Annotated in this window: 15 protein-coding genes; 10 read left to right on the top strand and 5 right to left on the bottom strand. The window is 69.1% G+C overall.

All coding sequences use genetic code 11. The features are described from left to right. Positions 1-29: 29 nt before the first annotated feature. Positions 30-1,442, bottom strand: coding sequence for an FAD-binding oxidoreductase (locus H7965_RS14140; protein ID WP_186771233.1), 1,413 nt, complete (start codon positions 1,440-1,442; stop codon positions 30-32). Positions 1,443-1,570: 128 nt separating this feature from the next. On the opposite strand from H7965_RS14140, the gene H7965_RS14145 reads away from it, so the two are divergent. Beyond that, the gene (locus tag H7965_RS14145) at positions 1,571-3,196 is read left to right on the top strand and encodes a GMC family oxidoreductase (RefSeq protein WP_186771234.1); all 1,626 of its coding nucleotides are present in this window, start codon (positions 1,571-1,573) and stop codon (positions 3,194-3,196) included. A gap of 58 nt (positions 3,197-3,254) precedes the next feature. On the opposite strand, the gene H7965_RS14150 is transcribed toward H7965_RS14145, so the two are convergent. Next, a complete protein-coding gene (locus H7965_RS14150) occupies positions 3,255-4,064 on the bottom strand; it encodes a ferredoxin--NADP reductase (protein ID WP_186771235.1) in 810 nt (269 codons plus the stop codon). 352 nt (positions 4,065-4,416) lie between these two features. Here H7965_RS14150 and H7965_RS14155 point away from each other — a divergent pair, with 352 nt between their 5' ends. The 5 genes from H7965_RS14155 (at position 4,417) to H7965_RS14175 (ending at position 8,961) form a co-directional block, all read left to right on the top strand. Continuing rightward, complete coding sequence (locus H7965_RS14155) at positions 4,417-5,787, top strand: esterase-like activity of phytase family protein (protein WP_186771236.1); 1,371 nt, start codon at positions 4,417-4,419, stop codon at positions 5,785-5,787. 102 nt (positions 5,788-5,889) lie between these two features. Next, on the top strand, positions 5,890-7,080 hold the full coding sequence (locus H7965_RS14160; protein WP_186771237.1) for an amidase: 1,191 nt from the start codon (positions 5,890-5,892) through the stop codon (positions 7,078-7,080). A gap of 249 nt (positions 7,081-7,329) precedes the next feature. Beyond that, positions 7,330-7,854, top strand: coding sequence for a GNAT family N-acetyltransferase (locus tag H7965_RS14165; RefSeq protein WP_186771238.1), 525 nt, complete (start codon positions 7,330-7,332; stop codon positions 7,852-7,854). Between the two features lie 37 nt (positions 7,855-7,891). Continuing rightward, on the top strand, positions 7,892-8,806 hold the full coding sequence (locus H7965_RS14170; RefSeq protein WP_186771239.1) for an MBL fold metallo-hydrolase: 915 nt from the start codon (positions 7,892-7,894) through the stop codon (positions 8,804-8,806). Further along, on the top strand, positions 8,803-8,961 hold the full coding sequence (locus H7965_RS14175) for a hypothetical protein (protein WP_186771240.1): 159 nt from the start codon (positions 8,803-8,805) through the stop codon (positions 8,959-8,961). Before H7965_RS14170 ends, H7965_RS14175 begins: the two co-directional genes overlap by 4 nt. A gap of 133 nt (positions 8,962-9,094) precedes the next feature. Here the strand turns inward: H7965_RS14175 and H7965_RS14180 are convergent, their stop codons facing one another. The 3 genes from H7965_RS14180 to H7965_RS14190 all read right to left on the bottom strand — a co-directional run bounded on the left by H7965_RS14180 (position 9,095) and on the right by H7965_RS14190 (position 11,401). After that, entirely contained in the window at positions 9,095-9,766 is a 672-nt protein-coding gene (locus tag H7965_RS14180; RefSeq protein WP_222440608.1) for a cyclase family protein, read from the bottom strand. A 297-nt stretch (positions 9,767-10,063) separates the two neighbouring features. Continuing rightward, the gene (locus tag H7965_RS14185) at positions 10,064-10,408 is read right to left on the bottom strand and encodes a hypothetical protein (protein WP_186771242.1); all 345 of its coding nucleotides are present in this window, start codon (positions 10,406-10,408) and stop codon (positions 10,064-10,066) included. Between the two features lie 249 nt (positions 10,409-10,657). Next, a complete protein-coding gene (locus tag H7965_RS14190; protein ID WP_186771243.1) occupies positions 10,658-11,401 on the bottom strand; it encodes a GntR family transcriptional regulator in 744 nt (247 codons plus the stop codon). Positions 11,402-11,588: 187 nt separating this feature from the next. Between H7965_RS14190 and tcuA the strand changes: the two genes are divergently transcribed. The 4 genes from tcuA (at position 11,589) to H7965_RS14210 (ending at position 16,725) form a co-directional block, all read left to right on the top strand. Beyond that, positions 11,589-13,100 carry an FAD-dependent tricarballylate dehydrogenase TcuA gene (gene tcuA / locus H7965_RS14195; protein ID WP_186771244.1) on the top strand — a complete coding sequence of 504 codons (1,512 nt, stop codon included), beginning with the start codon at positions 11,589-11,591 and terminating at the stop codon, positions 13,098-13,100. A gap of 4 nt (positions 13,101-13,104) precedes the next feature. After that, complete coding sequence (locus tag H7965_RS14200) at positions 13,105-14,094, top strand: NAD-dependent epimerase/dehydratase family protein (RefSeq protein ID WP_186771245.1); 990 nt, start codon at positions 13,105-13,107, stop codon at positions 14,092-14,094. Between the two features lie 46 nt (positions 14,095-14,140). Continuing rightward, positions 14,141-15,544, top strand: a complete 1,404-nt coding sequence (locus tag H7965_RS14205) for an MmgE/PrpD family protein (RefSeq protein ID WP_186771246.1) — start codon at positions 14,141-14,143, stop codon at positions 15,542-15,544. Positions 15,545-15,990: 446 nt separating this feature from the next. Beyond that, a complete protein-coding gene (locus H7965_RS14210; RefSeq protein WP_222440609.1) occupies positions 15,991-16,725 on the top strand; it encodes an endonuclease/exonuclease/phosphatase family protein in 735 nt (244 codons plus the stop codon). Positions 16,726-16,868 lie beyond the last annotated feature (143 nt).

A 16,868-nucleotide genomic window follows, 5' to 3' on the forward strand; every position in this document is an offset into this window, starting at 1 on the left:
GTGGGCTGGTCAATAGCCGGCCAGTGCCGTTAATTCGCCGGCAGCACCTTCCCCGGATTCATCACCCCGCGCGGGTCGAGCAGGCGCTTGATCCCGCGCATCACCTCGATGGCCAGCGGGTCCTTCAACGCCTGCATCACATGCAGCTTGGAGACGCCGATGCCATGTTCGGCGCTGAAGCTGCCGCCGAGTGCCACGGCGATCTCGTTCACCGCCATGTCGGCCGCCCCGGCGCGCGTCATCCAATCCTCCCGCGTCACGCCGGGCGGCGCCCTGAGTCCAACATGGATGTTGCCGTCGCCGGCATGGCCGATGGCGACCATCCGCCCCTCCGGCCAGCGCTCCGCCAGCACCTGCTCCACCCGCGCCAGGAATTCCGGCACGGCGGAGACCGGCACGGCGGTGTCGGTGGAGATCGCCGGCCCGGCCATGCGGGCGAATTCCGGGTAATCCTCGCGGATGCGCCAGAAGGCGGTGCGCTGCGCCTCATTCCCGGCCAGCACCGCATCGGTGCATTCGCCCGCCTCCAGCGCCTCGGCCAGGGAGGCTTCCAGCATCGCCCGCACCGGCACGTCCGGGTGTGCCGCGGCCAGTTCCACCATGACGTACCAGGGGCTGTCCAACGGCAGCGGCAGGCGCAGGTGCGGCCCGTGCTCGGCGACCATCTCCAGGCAGATGCGCTGCACCAGTTCGAAGGCAATGACCTCGGCGCCGCTGCCCATCACCCGCGACAGCAGGGTCAGCGCCGCATCCGGCGAGGGCACCGCGACGAAGGCGGTCTCGACGCGCTTCAGCGCCGGAACCAGCCGCAGCGCCGCGGCGGTGATGACGCCGAGCGTGCCCTCGGCGCCGAGGAAGAGATGGCGAAGCGCGTAGCCGCTGTTGTCCTTTCTCACCCGGCGCAGGTCGTTCAGCACCCTTCCGTCCGGCAGCACCACCTCCAGCCCCAGCACCAGGTCGCGGGCATTGCCCCAGCGGATGGTGCGGATGCCGCCGGCATTGGTGCTCAGCATGCCGCCGATCTGCGCGCTGCCCTGGGCGCCCCAGGCGATGGGGAAGAAGCGCCCGGCCTCGGCCGCCGCCTCCTGCACCCGCTGCACCACGCAGCCGGCCTCGGCGACCAGGGAGAAGTCGCGCGCATCGATGTCGCGGATGCGGTTCAGCCGTTCCAGGCTCAGCACCACCGCGGCCGGGCCGCCGGGCGAGACCACCGCCGCGCCGCACAGCCCGGTGCGGCCGCCCGCTGGCACCACCGCGATACCCGCGGCGCCGCATCGCGCAACCGCGGCGGCGACCTCCGCGACCGTGCCCGGCCGCAGCACCGCCAGCGGCGCGCCGCGATAGCTGCCGCGCCAGTCGGCGGCATAGGGCGCGGTGTCGGCGGCGTCGCGCAGGCAGTGGCGCGGGCCGAGCAGTTCGGCGAGGGCGTCGATCGGGCTCATGCGGCGAAGTCTCCGCCGCGCCGTCCGGCGCAGCAAGCCCCCTGGTCGCGCCACCGATGTTGGGCTTTGCTGCATGCGGCGCGGCGTCGAGCATGCTGCGTCGCAACAGCGATTTCCGGGGATCTGGCATGGCCGATGTGTTGCCGTTGAGTGCGGATTACGTGGTGGTCGGTGCCGGCTCGGCCGGCTGCGCCGTCGCCGCGCGACTGTCGGAGGATCCCGGCGTGCGGGTGGTGCTGCTGGAGGCCGGCGGTCGCGACCGGAACCCCTGGCTGCATGTGCCGATCGGCTACGCCAAGACGATGTACCACCCGACCCTGTCCTGGAACCTGATGACGGAGCCGGAGCCCAACCTCGATGGCCGCCGGGTGCCCTGGCCGCGCGGCCGCACCTTGGGTGGTTCCTCCGCCATCAACGGGCTGCTCTATCTGCGCGGCCAGCCCGCCGACTACGACCATTGGCGCCAGCTTGGCTGCACCGGCTGGTCCTTCGAGGATGTGCTGCCCTTCTTCAAGCGCAGCGAGGATCAGGAGCGCGGCCCGAGCGAGCTCCACGGCACGGGCGGGCCGCTCGCCGTCTCCGATATGCGCGACCGCAACCCGCTGGCCGAGAGCTTCATCGCAGCGGCGGCCGAGCTGGGCTTTCCACACAATCCGGATTTCAACGGCGCCACCCAGGAGGGCGCTGGCCTCTATCAGACCACTTCACGCAACGGTTGGCGCTGCAGTGCGGCGACCGCTTATCTGAAACCGGCGCGCAGCCGCCCGAACCTGGTGGTGGTGACGGATGCGCACAGCACCGGGCTGCTGCTGGAAGGTCGCCGCGCTGCCGGGGTGAAGCTGGTGCGGCACGGCGCGGCCCTGACCATCCGGGCGGAGCGGGAGGTGATCCTCTGCGGCGGCGCCATCGCCTCCCCGCAATTGCTGATGCTCTCGGGCATTGGCCCGGCGGAGCATCTGCGCAGCCTGAGCATCGAGGTGGTGCATGAGCTGCCGCAGGTCGGGCGCAACCTCCAGGACCATTTCCAGGCGCGGCTGGCCTATCGCGTCAACCAGCGCGCCAGCATGAACACCCGCTCCCGCAGCTGGTGGGGCAAGGCGCTGATGGGCGCCGAGTTCGCCCTGCGCCGCACCGGCCCGCTGACCGTCAGCGCTGGCACCGCGGGGCTGTTCGCGCGGGTGCTACCGGGCAGCGAGACGCCGGATGTGCAGTACCACTTCCTGCCCTTCAGCACCGGCACGACGATGCTGGAGCTGCACCCCTTCCCCGGCATGACCATCAGCGCCTGCCAGCTGCGGCCGGAGAGCCGCGGCACCATCACCCTGGCCAGCGCCGACCCGCAGGCCAAGGCGCTGATCCACGCCAATTACCTCGCCACCGAGACCGACCGGCGTTGCATGATCGAAGGGGTCAAGCTCGGCCGCCGGCTGGCCCAGGCCGCCGCCATGGCGCGTTGGGTGGAGGAGGAGATCTCCCCCGGCGCGGCGGCCGCCTCGGATGATGAGATCCTCGCCTGGATCCGCTGCACCGGCGGCACGATCTACCACCCGAGCGGCACCTGCCGCATGGGCGGCGACGCCGAGAGCGTGGTCGATCCCGAGTTGCGGGTGCGCGGCATCGAGGGGCTGCGGGTCGCCGATGCCTCGATCATGCCGACGGTGGTCTCCGGCAACACCAATGCGCCGGCCATCATGATTGGCGAGAAATGCGCCGAGATGGTGAAGGCATCGGCGCGGGTCCGGCTGGCGGCCTGAGCGGCTGCTGGAATCGGCTCGCCGTTGGTGCCGAGAGGGGGGCGACGCCCCCCCTGGCCTATTTCGTGACGAAAGCCTTCTCGACCACGTAGCTGCCGGGCTCGCTGTTCGAGCCCTCGATGAAGCCGCGGGCTTCCAGCAGCGCCTTCACATCGGCGTTCATCGCCTCGGAGCCGCAGAGCATCACCCGGTCATGCTCGGTCGACAGCGGCGGCAGGCCGAGGTCGGTGAAGATCCGGCCGGACTCGATCAGCGTGGTGACACGGCCTTGGGTCGGGAAGGGCTCGCGGGTCACGCTCGGGTAGTAGAGCAGCTTGCCGCGCAGCATCTCGCCAAGGAATTCGTGCTGCGGCAGCTCCTGGGTGATGTAGTCGCGATAGGCCAGCTCCTTCACCTCCCGCACGGTGTGGCAGAGCACGACCTTCTCGTAGCGCTCATACACCTCCGGCTCGCGGATCAGCGACATGAAAGGAGCGAGGCCGGTGCCGGTGGCGAGGAGCCAGAGCGTCTTTCCCGGCAGCAGGTTCTCGGTCAGCAGCGTGCCGGTGGGCTTGCGGCCGATCAGCACCGTGTCGCCCACCCCGATGTGCTGCAGCCGGGAGGTGAGCGGGCCGTCCGGCACCTTGATGGAGAGGAATTCCAACGCCTCGTCCCAGGCCGGGCTGACCATGGAATAGGCCCGGACCAGCGGCTTGCCGGCGACCATCAGGCCGATCATGGCGAATTGACCGGAGGTGAAGCGCAGCCGCGGGTCGCGGGTGCAGCGAAAAGAGAATAGCCGATCGGTCCAGTGCTGCACCCAGGTGACCGTCTCGCCATGGAAGGCGGCGGGGATGGCGGGCTTCGAGGTTGGGGCGAGCGTGTCCATGGGGCGGTTAGATGCTGCAAGGTGGTGCAAAGCGCAACACGGGACAGTGCAATGCTGGCCTGCAATTTCCCTTTTTATTGCGCAATTTCAACATTACGTTCTTCTGCCCGTGCTGCAATTTGAACGAGATCATCGCCGGGGTTCCTCGGCTGTGGCCGTGAGCGCGGCGCTGGCGGTCAGGACGGTGCTGTTCGAGATCGTGTGATCGATCACCGGTGGCCGGTCGCCGGTCGCCGGTCGCCGGTCGCCGGTTGCCGGTCGCCGGTCGCCGGTCGCCGAGGTGTCACGCGACCGCAGCGCCGTTGAAACACCCGACCGCTAGCCTGCCCTCGTTGCCGAATCGAGGAGTAGCATGCGCTCAATCCTGTTCGCCGCCAGCCTGATGGCGGCCTTGCCTGGCGCCGCCCGCGCCGACCAGCGCTTCGAGGCAACGCTCGCCGGCCACGCCTTCCTGCCCGCCGCCAGCTTCGTCGCGCCGCCGGCGGGGGCCCTCCCGGGCTTCGCCACTTCAGGCCGCTTCACCGGACCGGGCAATTTGCGGGTCGAGCAGCGCGGCAGCATGCCGGGCGACACCGGCCCGGCCTATGGCCGCCGCCCGACCGGGCTGTCGCTGCCCTTCGAAGGCCAGCCGGTGCAGGGCTTCTCCGGCATCAAGCCGGTGGCCGGCGAGCCGGGCGCCTATTGGGTGCTGACCGACAACGGCTTCGGCAACCGGCGCAATTCCTCCGACGCGCTGCTGATGTTCCACAAGCTCCGGCCGGATTTCCGTACCGGCAACGTGACCATCGAACGCAGCATCTTTCTCTCCGATCCCAACCGGGTGGTGCCCTTCCCCATCGCCACCGATTCCTCCGCCACCCGCTTCCTGACCGGCGCCGATTTCGACCCGGAGAGCATCCAGCCGGTCGCCGACGGCTTCTGGATCGGCGAGGAATTCGGCCCCTTCCTTATCAAGCTCGACCTCGAAGGCCGGGTGCAGCGGGTGGTGGCGACGCAGCTTGAGAACGCCGAGATCCGCAGCCCCGACAATCCGGCACTGCAACTGGCGGCCAACCCCTCCGCCACCACCGCCTTCCGCGCCCAGCGCAGCGGTGGCTATGAGGGCCTGGCGCTCTCCCCGGATGGCAGCCGGCTGTTTGCCCTGCTGGAGAAGCCGCTGTTCATCTCCGCCGGGCAGCCGGAAGGGAATTTCCTGCGGATCCTGGAACTCGACACCGCCCGCGGCGCCTGGACCGGCCGGGCCATGAAGTATCGCCTCGAGCCAGGCAGCACCTCGATCGGCGACTTCAACATGGTGGACGAGCGTCGCGCCCTGATCATCGAGCGCGACGATGGCGAGGGCGATCCGTCCCTTGCCTGCGCCGATGGCCAGCAGCCGCCGGCCTGTTTCCCGAAGCCGGCCGGGCTCAAGCGCATCTACCTGGTCGACCTGCAGCGGACCGACGCCGAGGGCTTCGTCCACAAGATCGGCCATATCGACCTGATGGCAATCCGCGATCCGCAGAAGCTGGCCCGCACCCAGGGCGACCGCGGGCCCGGCGCTCCGGCCGACCGCTTCGGCTTCCCCTTCTTCACCATCGAGAATGTCGCGGTGGTGGATGCCGACCACATTATCGTGGCGAATGACAATAACCTGCCGTTCAGCGCCGGCCGCTTTCTGACCCGGGCCGATGCGAATGAGTTCATCCTGCTGCGGGTGCCGGAGCTGCTACGGGGGCGCTGACCCACGCGAGGCGGGGCGGCCGGCATCGGCCGCCCCGGCCACTGCTTGCCCGCGCGATGCAGATGCCGCAGTTTCGGACCTCACGCGACAGCCGAGGCGCCGATGCCCGAGATCCTGACCGACACTGTAGGCGCCTTCATCCCCGGCCCGCGGGTGGAGATCGCCGGCAGCCCAACGGGGCCGCTCGCTGACCTCAGCTTCGCGGTGAAGGATCTCTACGACGTCGCCGGCCAGCCCACGACCTATGGCAATCCGGATTGGGCCCTCACCCACCCCGTTGCCGCGGCGACTGCGCCGGTCGTCACCGCCTTGCTGCAGGCCGGCGCCCACCTGCGCGGCAAGACCAAGACGGTTGAGCTGGCCTATGGGCTGACTGGCGAGAATATCTGGCACGGCACCCCAACCAACCCGGCGGCGCCCGACCGCTTCCCCGGCGGCTCCTCCTGCGGCTCGGCGGCGGCGGTGGCGGCGGGGCTGGTCGATTTTGCCCTGGGGTCCGACACCGGCGGTTCGGTGCGGATCCCGGCCAGCTATTGCGGCACCTTCGGCATCCGCCCGAGCTGGGGGGCGATCAGCCTGGCCGGCGCCTGCGGCCTCGGCCCCAGCTTCGACACGCCCGGCTGGTTCGCTGCCAGCGCCGCGGTGCTGGCGCGGGTCGGCGAGGTGCTCCTGCCGGAGGATGCGCCCGGCACCATCGGCCCATTGCTGCGGCCGGAGCAGGCCTGGGCCAATGCCGAGCCCGCCACCGCTGCCGCCCTGGCCCCGGCCTTCACTGCGCTGGAAGGGCTGCTCGGCCGCGCCCGACGGATCGAGGTGGCCCCTGCTGGCCTTGGCGCCCTCTATGAGCATTTCCGCTGCGTCCAGGCGGAGGAAGCCTGGGCCACGCTGGGCTCCTGGGTCGCCGCGACCAAGCCGGAATTCGGTCCCGGCGTGAAGGAACGCTTCGAAGCCGCCCGTGCGATGGACCCGGCGAAGGCCAGCGCCGGCCGCGCCTTCCGCCGGGCATTCCAGGCAGAGTTGCGGGCGTTGCTGGCCGGCGGCGCGGTGCTCGCCTACCCCACCTCCCCGGCGCCGGCGCCAAAGCGGGACAGCAGCCAGGCGGAGCAGAATGCGGTGCGGGAGCGGACCATGGGAGTCACCGCCATTGCCGGGCTCGGCGGGCTGCCGGAGGTGACCATTCCGGCCGGCCGGGCGGAGGGGGCACCGGTCGGTTTCTCGCTGGTCGCCGCGCCGGGGCGCGACCGGGCGCTGCTGGCGCTGGCGGCGCGGCTGACCGAGGCGCTCGGCCGCTGATCGCCACGGCCGGCGCTGCCGCCGGTCCGCAGCCGGCTTGTTGTTGCTGTTTTGCATGATATTGCCTGGAGGCGGACCGTGAGGTCGTGCTCGTGGAGCATCGCCCCCGGACAGTCCGCCGGCGGGCGTCAGGTGATCGAAGACGAGCAGGCGGATTCGGCCGAAGCAAATTCCGTCACGCGGACCGTTTCCGATCTATGCGAAACTGCTCTAGGAGCAGGCTGTAGACGATACGCTGGGGAGCCCCGCATGCCGATCCGCGATGCCGACCCGGCCGACCTGCCGGCCATCACCGCGATCTACGCCCACCACGTGCTGCATGGCGCGGGCACCTTCGAGGAAGCGCCGCCGGATCAGGCGGAGATGGCCCGGCGGCTCGCCCGGGTGCAAGGCCAGGGCTGGTCCTGGCTGGTTGCCGATGAGCCGGGCCAGGGCATCATCGGCTTCGCCTATTACACCCAGTTCCGCGACCGTTCCGCCTATCGCTTCACCGCCGAGGACAGCATCTATGTCCGCGACGACGTCCGCGGCCAGGGCGTCGGCAAGGCGCTGGTGGCGGCGTTGCTGCAACGGGCGGAGGCGGCGGGGTTCCGCCAGATGTTCGCGCTGATCGGCGATTCGGAGAATACCGGATCGATCGGGTTGCATGTCTCGCTCGGCTTCCGCCAGGCTGGTGTGCTGCGCTCGGCCGGGGTGAAGTTCGGTCGCTGGGTCGACCTGGTGCTGATGCAACGCAGCATGGGCCTCGGCGATCAGGATGTACCGGCGGACTGATTTCCGCTGTTATCTTCCGCTGCGGATGGAGGATGTGATGGCGGCAGCGATCCGGGCCTTCTTCGACGAGGCGACCAATACGGTCACCTACCTGGTCTGGGACCCGGGAACGCGCATCGGCGCGATCATAGACCCGGTGCTCGACTGGGACAACCGCAGCGGCGAGGCGGATACCCGCAGCGCCGATGCGGTGCTGGCGGCGGCCGAGGCCGAGGGGGTGACCCTCGACTGGGTGCTGGAGACCCATGTGCATGCGGACCATCTGACCGCCTCGCCCTATGTGAAGGCACGGGCCGGTGGCCGCATCGGCATCGGCGAACATATCCGCGACGTGCAGGCGATCTTCCGCCCCGTCTTCGGCGCGGAGGACCTGCTGCCGGATGGCGGGGATTTCGACGTGCTGTTCGCCGATGGCGCGGAGTTCGCCATCGGCGGGCTCACCGCGAAGGTGCTGCATGTGCCCGGCCATACCCCGGCCTGCATCGCCTATGTCATCGGGGATGCGGCCTTCGTCGGTGATACGCTGTTCATGCCGGATTACGGCACCGCACGCTGCGACTTCCCGGGGGGCGATGCGCGGGCGCTCTGGCGCAGCATCCATCGGCTGCTGGCGCTGCCGCCCGCCACCCGCATCTTCACCTGCCACGACTACAAGGCGCCCGGCCGCGACAGCTTCGCCTGGGAAAGCACCGTCGCCGAGCAGCGGGCGCGCAACCCGCATGTGAAGGACGGCATGACCGAGGCGGAATTCGTCGCGATGCGTGAAGGCCGTGACGCCAAGCTGGCGCCGCCGCTGCTGCTGCTGCCCTCCATCCAGGTGAACATGCGGGCCGGGCGCTTCCCCCCGGCCGAGGCGAATGGCGTGCGCTACATGCGCATCCCAGTGACGATGAAGGGCGGGCTGCGCGGCGCCAATACCCAGCCGCCAGCCGTAGCCGGCGGCGGGCGATGATCACCGACAGCATGGCGGCGGAGGGCACGGTGGATTTCGTCACCGGACCCTGCCGCTTCGAAGTGCTGCCCGACGTCGGGCATTACGCGACGGATCAGATGTCTGACCGGGTCAATGCCCTGCTGCTGGAGCAGTTGGCGCGGCACCGGCCGTAGTCAGGTGTTCGACGGCCGGATTGGTCTGCGCCGCTGGCCACGGCGGCTCGCGCGATCGCCGGACGGTGTTCCTCCAGGTTGGCTGCGCGGCAGCCGCACGCCACAGCGGAGCATCGCGCCGGATTGACCTGGGCTACAGCAGCGCCAAAGCGCGGCCAGGTCCGCCGGTGCCACCGGCGATCCGGGGGGCGCCCGCGACGATTGTCGCCCCGGTCGGCGGCAAAGCGCCGAGATTGGCGGCGCACTCCAGCCCCCACCGGCCCGCGCCGAGCCAGGCCAGGTGAAATGCGAAGTCGCGCGAGGCGCCGTGGTCCAGCGACAGCGTGTCCACCGCCACGCCGGCGACGCCGCGCTCAAGCAGAATCGGCGCCAGGTCGGGACGGAAGCCCGGAAAACGCAGCACGCCCGCGGCATCCGCATTGCGGAAGCGCGAGGTGGCGACATGCGCGTCCCAGCCTGATCGGAGCGCAACGCAGGCGCCCTGCGGGATCCGGCCATGGGTGCGCTCATGCGCCGCCAGATCTTCGGGCGTCAGCTGGTAATCGGGATCAGCAGCGGCACGCTCGGTGACGTTCAGCACCACGAGCGGGCAGACAAGCGACTCTACTGGGATCGCGTCCACGGATGGGCCATTGGTGCTGAAGTGGATCGGCGCGTCGAAATGCGTACCGACATGCTCCAGATAGGTCAGCTTATTCATGTTGTAGCCGTCGCGCGCGAAGCTGAGCTTCCGCTCGATCTCGATCGCGGGCGCCCCGTCGAAGGTCGGGAAGTTCGGACCCAGACTGTGGGTGAGCTCCACCACCCGCGCCGTCCTGATGGCCTGCGCGGCGGCGGGCGCGGCGGAGAGCCGGAAGGCGGCGATCGCCGCACCCGCCGCGGCCAGCGCTTTGCGGCGCCCAAGCCGGCTTGCAACGATGTCCATTACGCAGGCATTGCACATCGCATCCCTCCCATCAGCCCAGGCCAGCGAAACGCCGGCAGATCAGGGGCCACGGGGGACAATAGCAGCCGGGGGGGCTGCTGGCGGCAGTGCATTGCCGATATGGAACCGGCATCAACCAGACGGGGTGTTCGGCGAGCGGTGGCCCGGCTTCTCAGTTCAACAACGGATCCCGGCCGCAGCACAGTCACGTTGCTTCAACTGATCCCAGTGCTGGCGCAGCCGGTCCTGCGACCAGTTCTGCGTCCTGGGCGCGGGCCGATGCTCCGGCGGCCGCGTCCAGTGCCGCGGACCATGCGGCTGGAACGCGCCGTACCGGTCGGCGCGGTAGTCGCGGTAGTAGCCTGGACCAGGATAGTAGCTCCCGTAGCTACGCCCGGTGTAGCCGCCGGGGTAATAGTCGGGACCACTCCACGAGCGGCCGCCGGTCGGCCCGGCACAGGCACAGAGGCTGGCCCCCAGCAAGGCCAGCATGCCCATGGCCGAGGCGGTGGGTCGCCTCATGGCTATCTCCTCCTTCCGGGCGCGAGCGCCCTTGCACTGCCAGGAGAACGCCGCAGTCCACGGCTCGGTTGACCGCCGCCTGTCACAAACGGATGCGTGCCCCGGAGCCATCGCCCGGTTCCGAACGAGAGCGATCCACCGGAAGGCGTCACGCCCTGCCAGATGGCTCGCCGCTCCGGACATCAGCCCTGCTCGACTTCGAGATGCACCATCCACGCGGGCGCATGCCGGTCGAATGCCTAGTCCGGCTCAGCCTCCCAGCGGGCCGCGCATGGGTGGGCGCGCGGAGCGGCGCTGGGTCGCGTTGCGGAGATCCTCGGTCACCACGCGGACGCGGCTTTCATAGGCGTGGCGGATATGCTGGCGCGTGGCTTCCTCGGCCCGGGCAGGGTCGCGGGCACGAATTGCCTCGACGATGGCGGCATGCTCGCGCAGCGAGTCCTCCACCCGGCTGGGCGCGTTATAGGTCGTGCGGCCCAGCAGGGGGACGAAGTTCAGCAGCGTCTGCAGGCTCTTCAGCAGAAAGCGGTTATGCGCGGCGCGGTAGATCTGTTCGTGGAAGGCCTGGTTCTCCCGTGCATGGACGCGCGGGTCAGGCGGCAGGGCGCGCATGGTGTCCCCTATGGCGGACAGGATGCGGATCTCGGTGTCGTCGGCATGCCGCGCCGCCAGCGCCGCCGCTGCCCCCTCCAGGCTTTCGCGCGTGGCGTAGAATTCGCCGATGGCGCGCAGATCATACAGCACCACCGCCAGGCCGCCGCCGGGGGCGTGCTCCAGCAGCCCTTCCGCCTGCAGGCGGTGCATCGCCTCACGGACCGGCGTGCGGCTGACGCGCAGCCAGGTTGAGACTTCCGTCTCCATCAGGCGCTGGCCAGGCTCGATCGTGCCCTCGCGGATCGCCTCGCGCAGCATGTCATAGGCCCAGTCGCTTCGGCCGCGGCTGTTGCGCGCGCTGTCATCCTCCGGGACGGCGCCCGGATTCTCGAAACTCATACCTGCTCCAGACAGACCACGGCCGGGATGGCGGTGGCACGGGTATAGGTCGGCTACCCCACTCCGCTCAAGAGAAACAAGGATACCCATGTATACATAAGTATTGACAGGTTTATTAGCGGGTCCCACCCTCTCGCCAAGCAACAAGTCGCCGCCCCATGCGGCAGCAAAGGAGGAAGGCCGCCCCATGGCGAACAGCACCGAATACGACGTGATCGTGGTGGGCGCCGGCAATGCCGCGCTCTGCGCCGCATTGTCGGCGCGCGAACAGGGCGCCCGCGTGCTGGTGCTGGAAAAGGCTAGCAAGGAGGAACGCGGCGGCAATTCCACCTTCACCGCCGGCGGCTTCCGCTTCGTCCACGATGGGCTAGAGGATCTGCGCAAGGACATTTTGGTCGATCTGTCGGAGACCGAGGCGAACCAGATCTACATCCCGCCGCTGCCGTCGGACCTCTACATGCGTGACCTGATGAAGGTGACGGAGAACCTCTCGCAGGAGGAGCTGGCCGAGATCCTGATCGGCCGCTCACGCGAGACGGTTGTGTGGATGCGCGGCAAGGGCGTGCGCTTCATCCCCATGTTCGGCCGTCAGTCCTACTCCGTGAACGGCAAGCACCACTTCTACGGCGGCGTGAACATCGAGGCCGTCGGCGGCGGCTGGGGCCTGGTGGACTTCCTGGTCAAGGCGGCGGAGCGCGCCGGCATCGAGATCCGCTATTCCACCGGGCTGCGCAAGCTGCTGCAGGCGCAGAGTGGCGCGGTCACCGGCGTGCTGGCCTTCGGGCCCAAGGGGTATGAGGAGATCCACGGCAAGGCGGTGGTGCTGGCCTGCGGCGGGTTCGAGGCCAATCCGGAAATGCGCACGCGCTATTTCGGCCCGGGGTGGGAGCTGTGCCGCGTACGCGGCACCAAGCACAACACCGGCGACGGCATCCGCGCCGCGCTCGATATCGGCGCCCAGGCCTATGGCGGCTGGTCCACCTGCCACGCCGTGCAATGGGACATCAGCGCGCCGCCCTTCGGCGACCGCGTGGTGCTGGACAATTACCAGAAGCACTCCTACCCGCTTGGCATCGTCGTCAACATGAACGGCGAGCGCTTCATCGATGAGGGCGCGGATTTCCGCAACCACACCTATGCCAAATACGGGCGCGAGGTGATGAAGCAGCCGCAGCGGGCGGCGGTGCAGATCTTCGACAGCCAGACCATCAAGATGGTGCGGGACGAATATCGCATCAAGCAGGTGACGAAGGCCGAGGCCGACACCATCGAGGGTCTGGCCCGGGCGCTGGAGATCGATGTCGAAGGACTGGCGCGCACGGTGAAGGACTACAACGCCGCCTGCCAGGCGGGTGACTACAACCCGGCCATCCTGGATGGGAAGCGCACGGAAGGCATCACCCCGCCCAAGTCGAACTGGGCGCTGCCGCTCAACGAACCGCCCTACTACGGCTTCGTCGTCACCTGCGGCATCACCTTCACCTTCGGCGGGCTCCGCATTAACACCAGCGGCGAGGTGCAGGACACGACGGATGCCACGATCCCCGGCCTCTATGCGGCCGGCGAGCTGGTGGGCGGTATCTTCTACCAGAATTACCTGGGCGGCGCCGGGCTGATGTCGGGCTCGGTCTTCGGCCGTCTGTCCGGCCGCTCGGCCGGGCTATACGCCACCCAGGCCACGCGCACGGCGGCGGAGTAGCCCCATGCTTGCGGTGACGGGCAAAGCCTATCTGATCACCGGGGGGGCGAGCCTGATCGGCTCGCACCTGACCGATGCGCTGCTGGCGGGCGGTGCCGCCGAGGTGCGGCTGCTGGACAATTTCGCCCTCGGCACGTCGGACACCATCGCCCACCTCATGGACGATCCGCGGGTGAAGCTGATCCGCGGCGACGTATTGCGGCTGAACGAGGTGCTGGAGGCAAGCCAGGGCGCGGATGGCATCTTCGCGCTCGCCGGCTTCCTGACCATTCCCATGCTGGCGACACCCTCGCTGGGTGTGCAGGTGAACACCATCGGCTTGCTGAACACGCTGGAGGCGGCGCGCTTCGCAGGCGTGCGGCGGCTGGTCTTCTCCTCCTCGGTCGCAGCCTATGGCAATACCGAGGCCGAGGTGCTGGCCGAGGATGCGCCGACCGTCATCACCACCCTCTCGCCGGTCTCGGCCGTCTATGGCGTCAGCAAGCTGTTCGGCGAAAGCCTGTGCCGGCTCTATGCGCAGAAATATGGCATGCAGTTCAACGCGCTGCGCTTCGGCTCGGTCTATGGCGAACGGCAACATGCGCGGGCGGTGAATGCGAATTTCATCGCCGAGACCTATGAGCGCGTGCGCAAGGGCGAACGCCCGGTGATCATCGGCGATGGGCGGGAAGTGCATGACTACATCCACGTCACCGATGTCGCCGCCGGCTGTCTGGCTGCCATGGCCAGCGACAGCCATGGCCATGTGCTGAACCTCGTCACCGGCGTGGATTCGACCCTGACCCAGGTGGTGCAGGCGGTGCTGGATATCTGCGAATCACGGCTTGAGCCGGAATACCGGCCGGACACGCGCGCCGTGCGCTCGGCCGGCGGCACGCATCTCGGCTTCAGCCGGGTGCGGGCGGAAGCGATGATCGGCTGGGTGCCGAGATTTTCGTTGCAGGAAGGTATCCGCCGCTACATCGGCTGGCTGCGGCAGCAAGAACCGGTCTGAAACCCGGCGCCACGCCGGCATACGCAACAAGAATGGGAGGAGGCGCATGACCGCCATCGACAAGGGCACGGGTGCATTGCTGCCTGCCCGCCGCATTGCCGAATTCGCCGCTGCGCTGCGCTATGAAGATATTCCCGCCACGGTGCGCGAACGCGCCCGCATCCAGATCCTGGACGGGCTGGGGGTGGGCTTCGCCTCCAACGCCTTCGCCTTCGCGGACCGGGCGCTGGCCGGGCTCACCGCGCTGGGCGGCGCCGGCGATTGCACCGTGCTTGGCCGGCGGCAGAAGCTGCCGTTGCGCGATGCCGCGCTGGCCAATGGCATCCTGGTGCATGGGCTGGACTTCGACGATACGCATCTGGCGAGCATCGTCCATGCCACCGCCGCCTGCCTGCCGGCGGCACTGACCCTGGCCGAGGCGCTGGATGCCAGCGGCGAGGAGTTCCTCACCGCCTATACCGCCGGGATGGAGGTGGCGATCCGCATCGGCGCCGCGGTGAAGGGCGGCTTTCACCATGCCGGCTATCACGCCACCGGCATCGTCAGCCATTTCAGCAATGCGGTGGTGGCCGGGCGGCTGCTGCAGCTCTCCGCCGAACAGATCCTGCATGCGCAGGGCATCGCCTCCAGCTCCGCCGCCGGGTTGCAGGTGTTCCTGGAAGAAGGCGCCTGGACCAAGCGCTTCCACCCCGGCTGGGGTGCGGTTGCGGGCATCACCGCTGCGCATCTGGCGCAGCATGGCTTCATCGGCCCGAGCCGTCCCTATGAGGGGAAATTCGGCCTGTTCGAATCCCATCTGCAGGCGCATGCCGCCGAGGCCGATGTTGCGGCGCTGAGCGATGGTCTGGGCGAGCGCTGGGATCTCGCCGATACCGCCATCAAGCCCTATCCGGTCTGCCACTTCATCCATGGCGCGGCGGATTCCGCCATCGCGCTGCGCGAGCGCATCCCGAGTGTCGAGGCGATCCGCAGCGTCCGCATCCTGGTCCCCGCCCAGACCCTGCCCATCGTGGCCGAGCCGGCGGCCGACAAGCTGCGCCCGGCCACGGATTACGCCGCCAAATTCAGCGCCCCCTTCGTCGTCGCCACCTGCCTGCGCCTGGGCCGCTTCGGCCTGGCCGAGCTGTTGCCCCAGGCCCTGGCGGATGAGGCGACGCTGGCACTCGCCGCCCGCAGCCGCTGTGAAGCGGATCCCGACACTGCCTTCCCGACCTATTTCTCCGGCGGGGTGGAGGTGACCCTGCAGGATGGCAGCACGCTGCGCTGGCACGAACGGGTGAACAGCGGCGCCGGGGAGCGCAAGCTGGACGTCGCCGGTGCCTCGGCGAAGTTCATGGGCGCGGCCGGCATGGTGCTGGACACCGCCATCGCCACGCGGGCGCGCGACGCCATCCTGGCCATCGACCGCCATCCCATCCGCCACACCACCGCCGTGCTGGGAGGGAGCTGAGATGCCCATCATGGCATAGATGATCGGCCGGGCCGCCGGCATCCGCATGACCGCCATGCCCTGTGCGGCGGGACGGAAGCGCTGGCCGAAGTCACACCGGGCAGGTGGATTGCAACCTCACCGATTCAGTGCCGGCATGGCGCAGCACCGCGGCAGCCGGGTGCGCCTGATCACCGTGACCAACGGAAAGCACTTCCCGCTGGCGCCGGAATTGCCGCCGATCGGCTGCTAACTGCCCGGCTTCGACGCGATGTCTGGTGCTCGCTGGTCGCGCCGGTCGCGACGCCTGCCAAGATCGTCGGCCACGCCGCCTTTGGCGCTCAACACCGTGCTGGCTGACAGCGATGTGGCGGCGCGGCTGAATGAGCTTGGCCTTGATGCGGCACAGTTGGCAGCCATCCGGCTCCAAGAGCTCCGTTGCGCGTTGCCGTGGCATGATTCGCGTCATGACCTACAATGTGCACAGCTGCCGCGGCACCGACGGCCATCTCTCGCCCGAACGCATCGCCAGGGTGATCGGCGCGGCCCGGCCCGACATCGTGGCGCTGCAGGAACTCGATGTCGGGCGCGCCCGGAGCGGCAGCCTGGATCAGGCGGAGATCATTGCGCGCAGCATCAACATGGACTTCCACTTTCACCCTGCACTGCGGGTGGAGGAGGAGCGCTACGGCAATGCGATCCTGACCTCCCTGCCCCTTCGTCTGGTCAAGACCGGGGCACTTCCTGGCTTGTCACGCCGGCCACTGCTGGAGCCACGTGGCGCGCTCTGGGTTGCTGTGGATGTCGGCGGCGGGACGGAGCTGCAGGTCGTCACCACCCATCTCGGACTGCGGGGAGACGAACGCCTGGCGCAAGCTGAGGCGCTGCTCGGGACAGCGTGGCTTGGCCATCCGGATTGCCGTACCAAGCCGATAGTGTTGCTCGGCGACTTCAATGCGCCGCCCCGGTCGCGCACCTACCGGCGACTGGCTGCGCAATTGCGTGATGTCCAGGGCGTCCCACCCGGGCAGAGATCCGTCCCGACCTTTCCAGCACGATGGCCGCTGCTGCGCATCGATCATATCTTTCTTGGCCAGCGGGTCGAGGCGGTTCGGGTCGAGGTGCGCCGCGGCCCACTGGAGCGTCTGGCCTCGGACCATCTGCCGCTTGTCGCGGATCTGGTCATCCGGGCGGGACCTTGAGCCGGCGCGGCATGGCACGGCTGCCACACATCCTCCGCCCGGATGCGGGACGGCCACAAAAGGAGCAAGAAGGCCAGGAGCACCGCCTTCAATGAGCGGCTGCAGGCACCGCTCGCCCGTCCAACGCATCAAGCCTGCCTGCG

Source organism: Siccirubricoccus deserti (genome assembly GCF_014283215.1).
GTDB lineage: Bacteria > Pseudomonadota > Alphaproteobacteria > Acetobacterales > Acetobacteraceae > Siccirubricoccus > Siccirubricoccus deserti.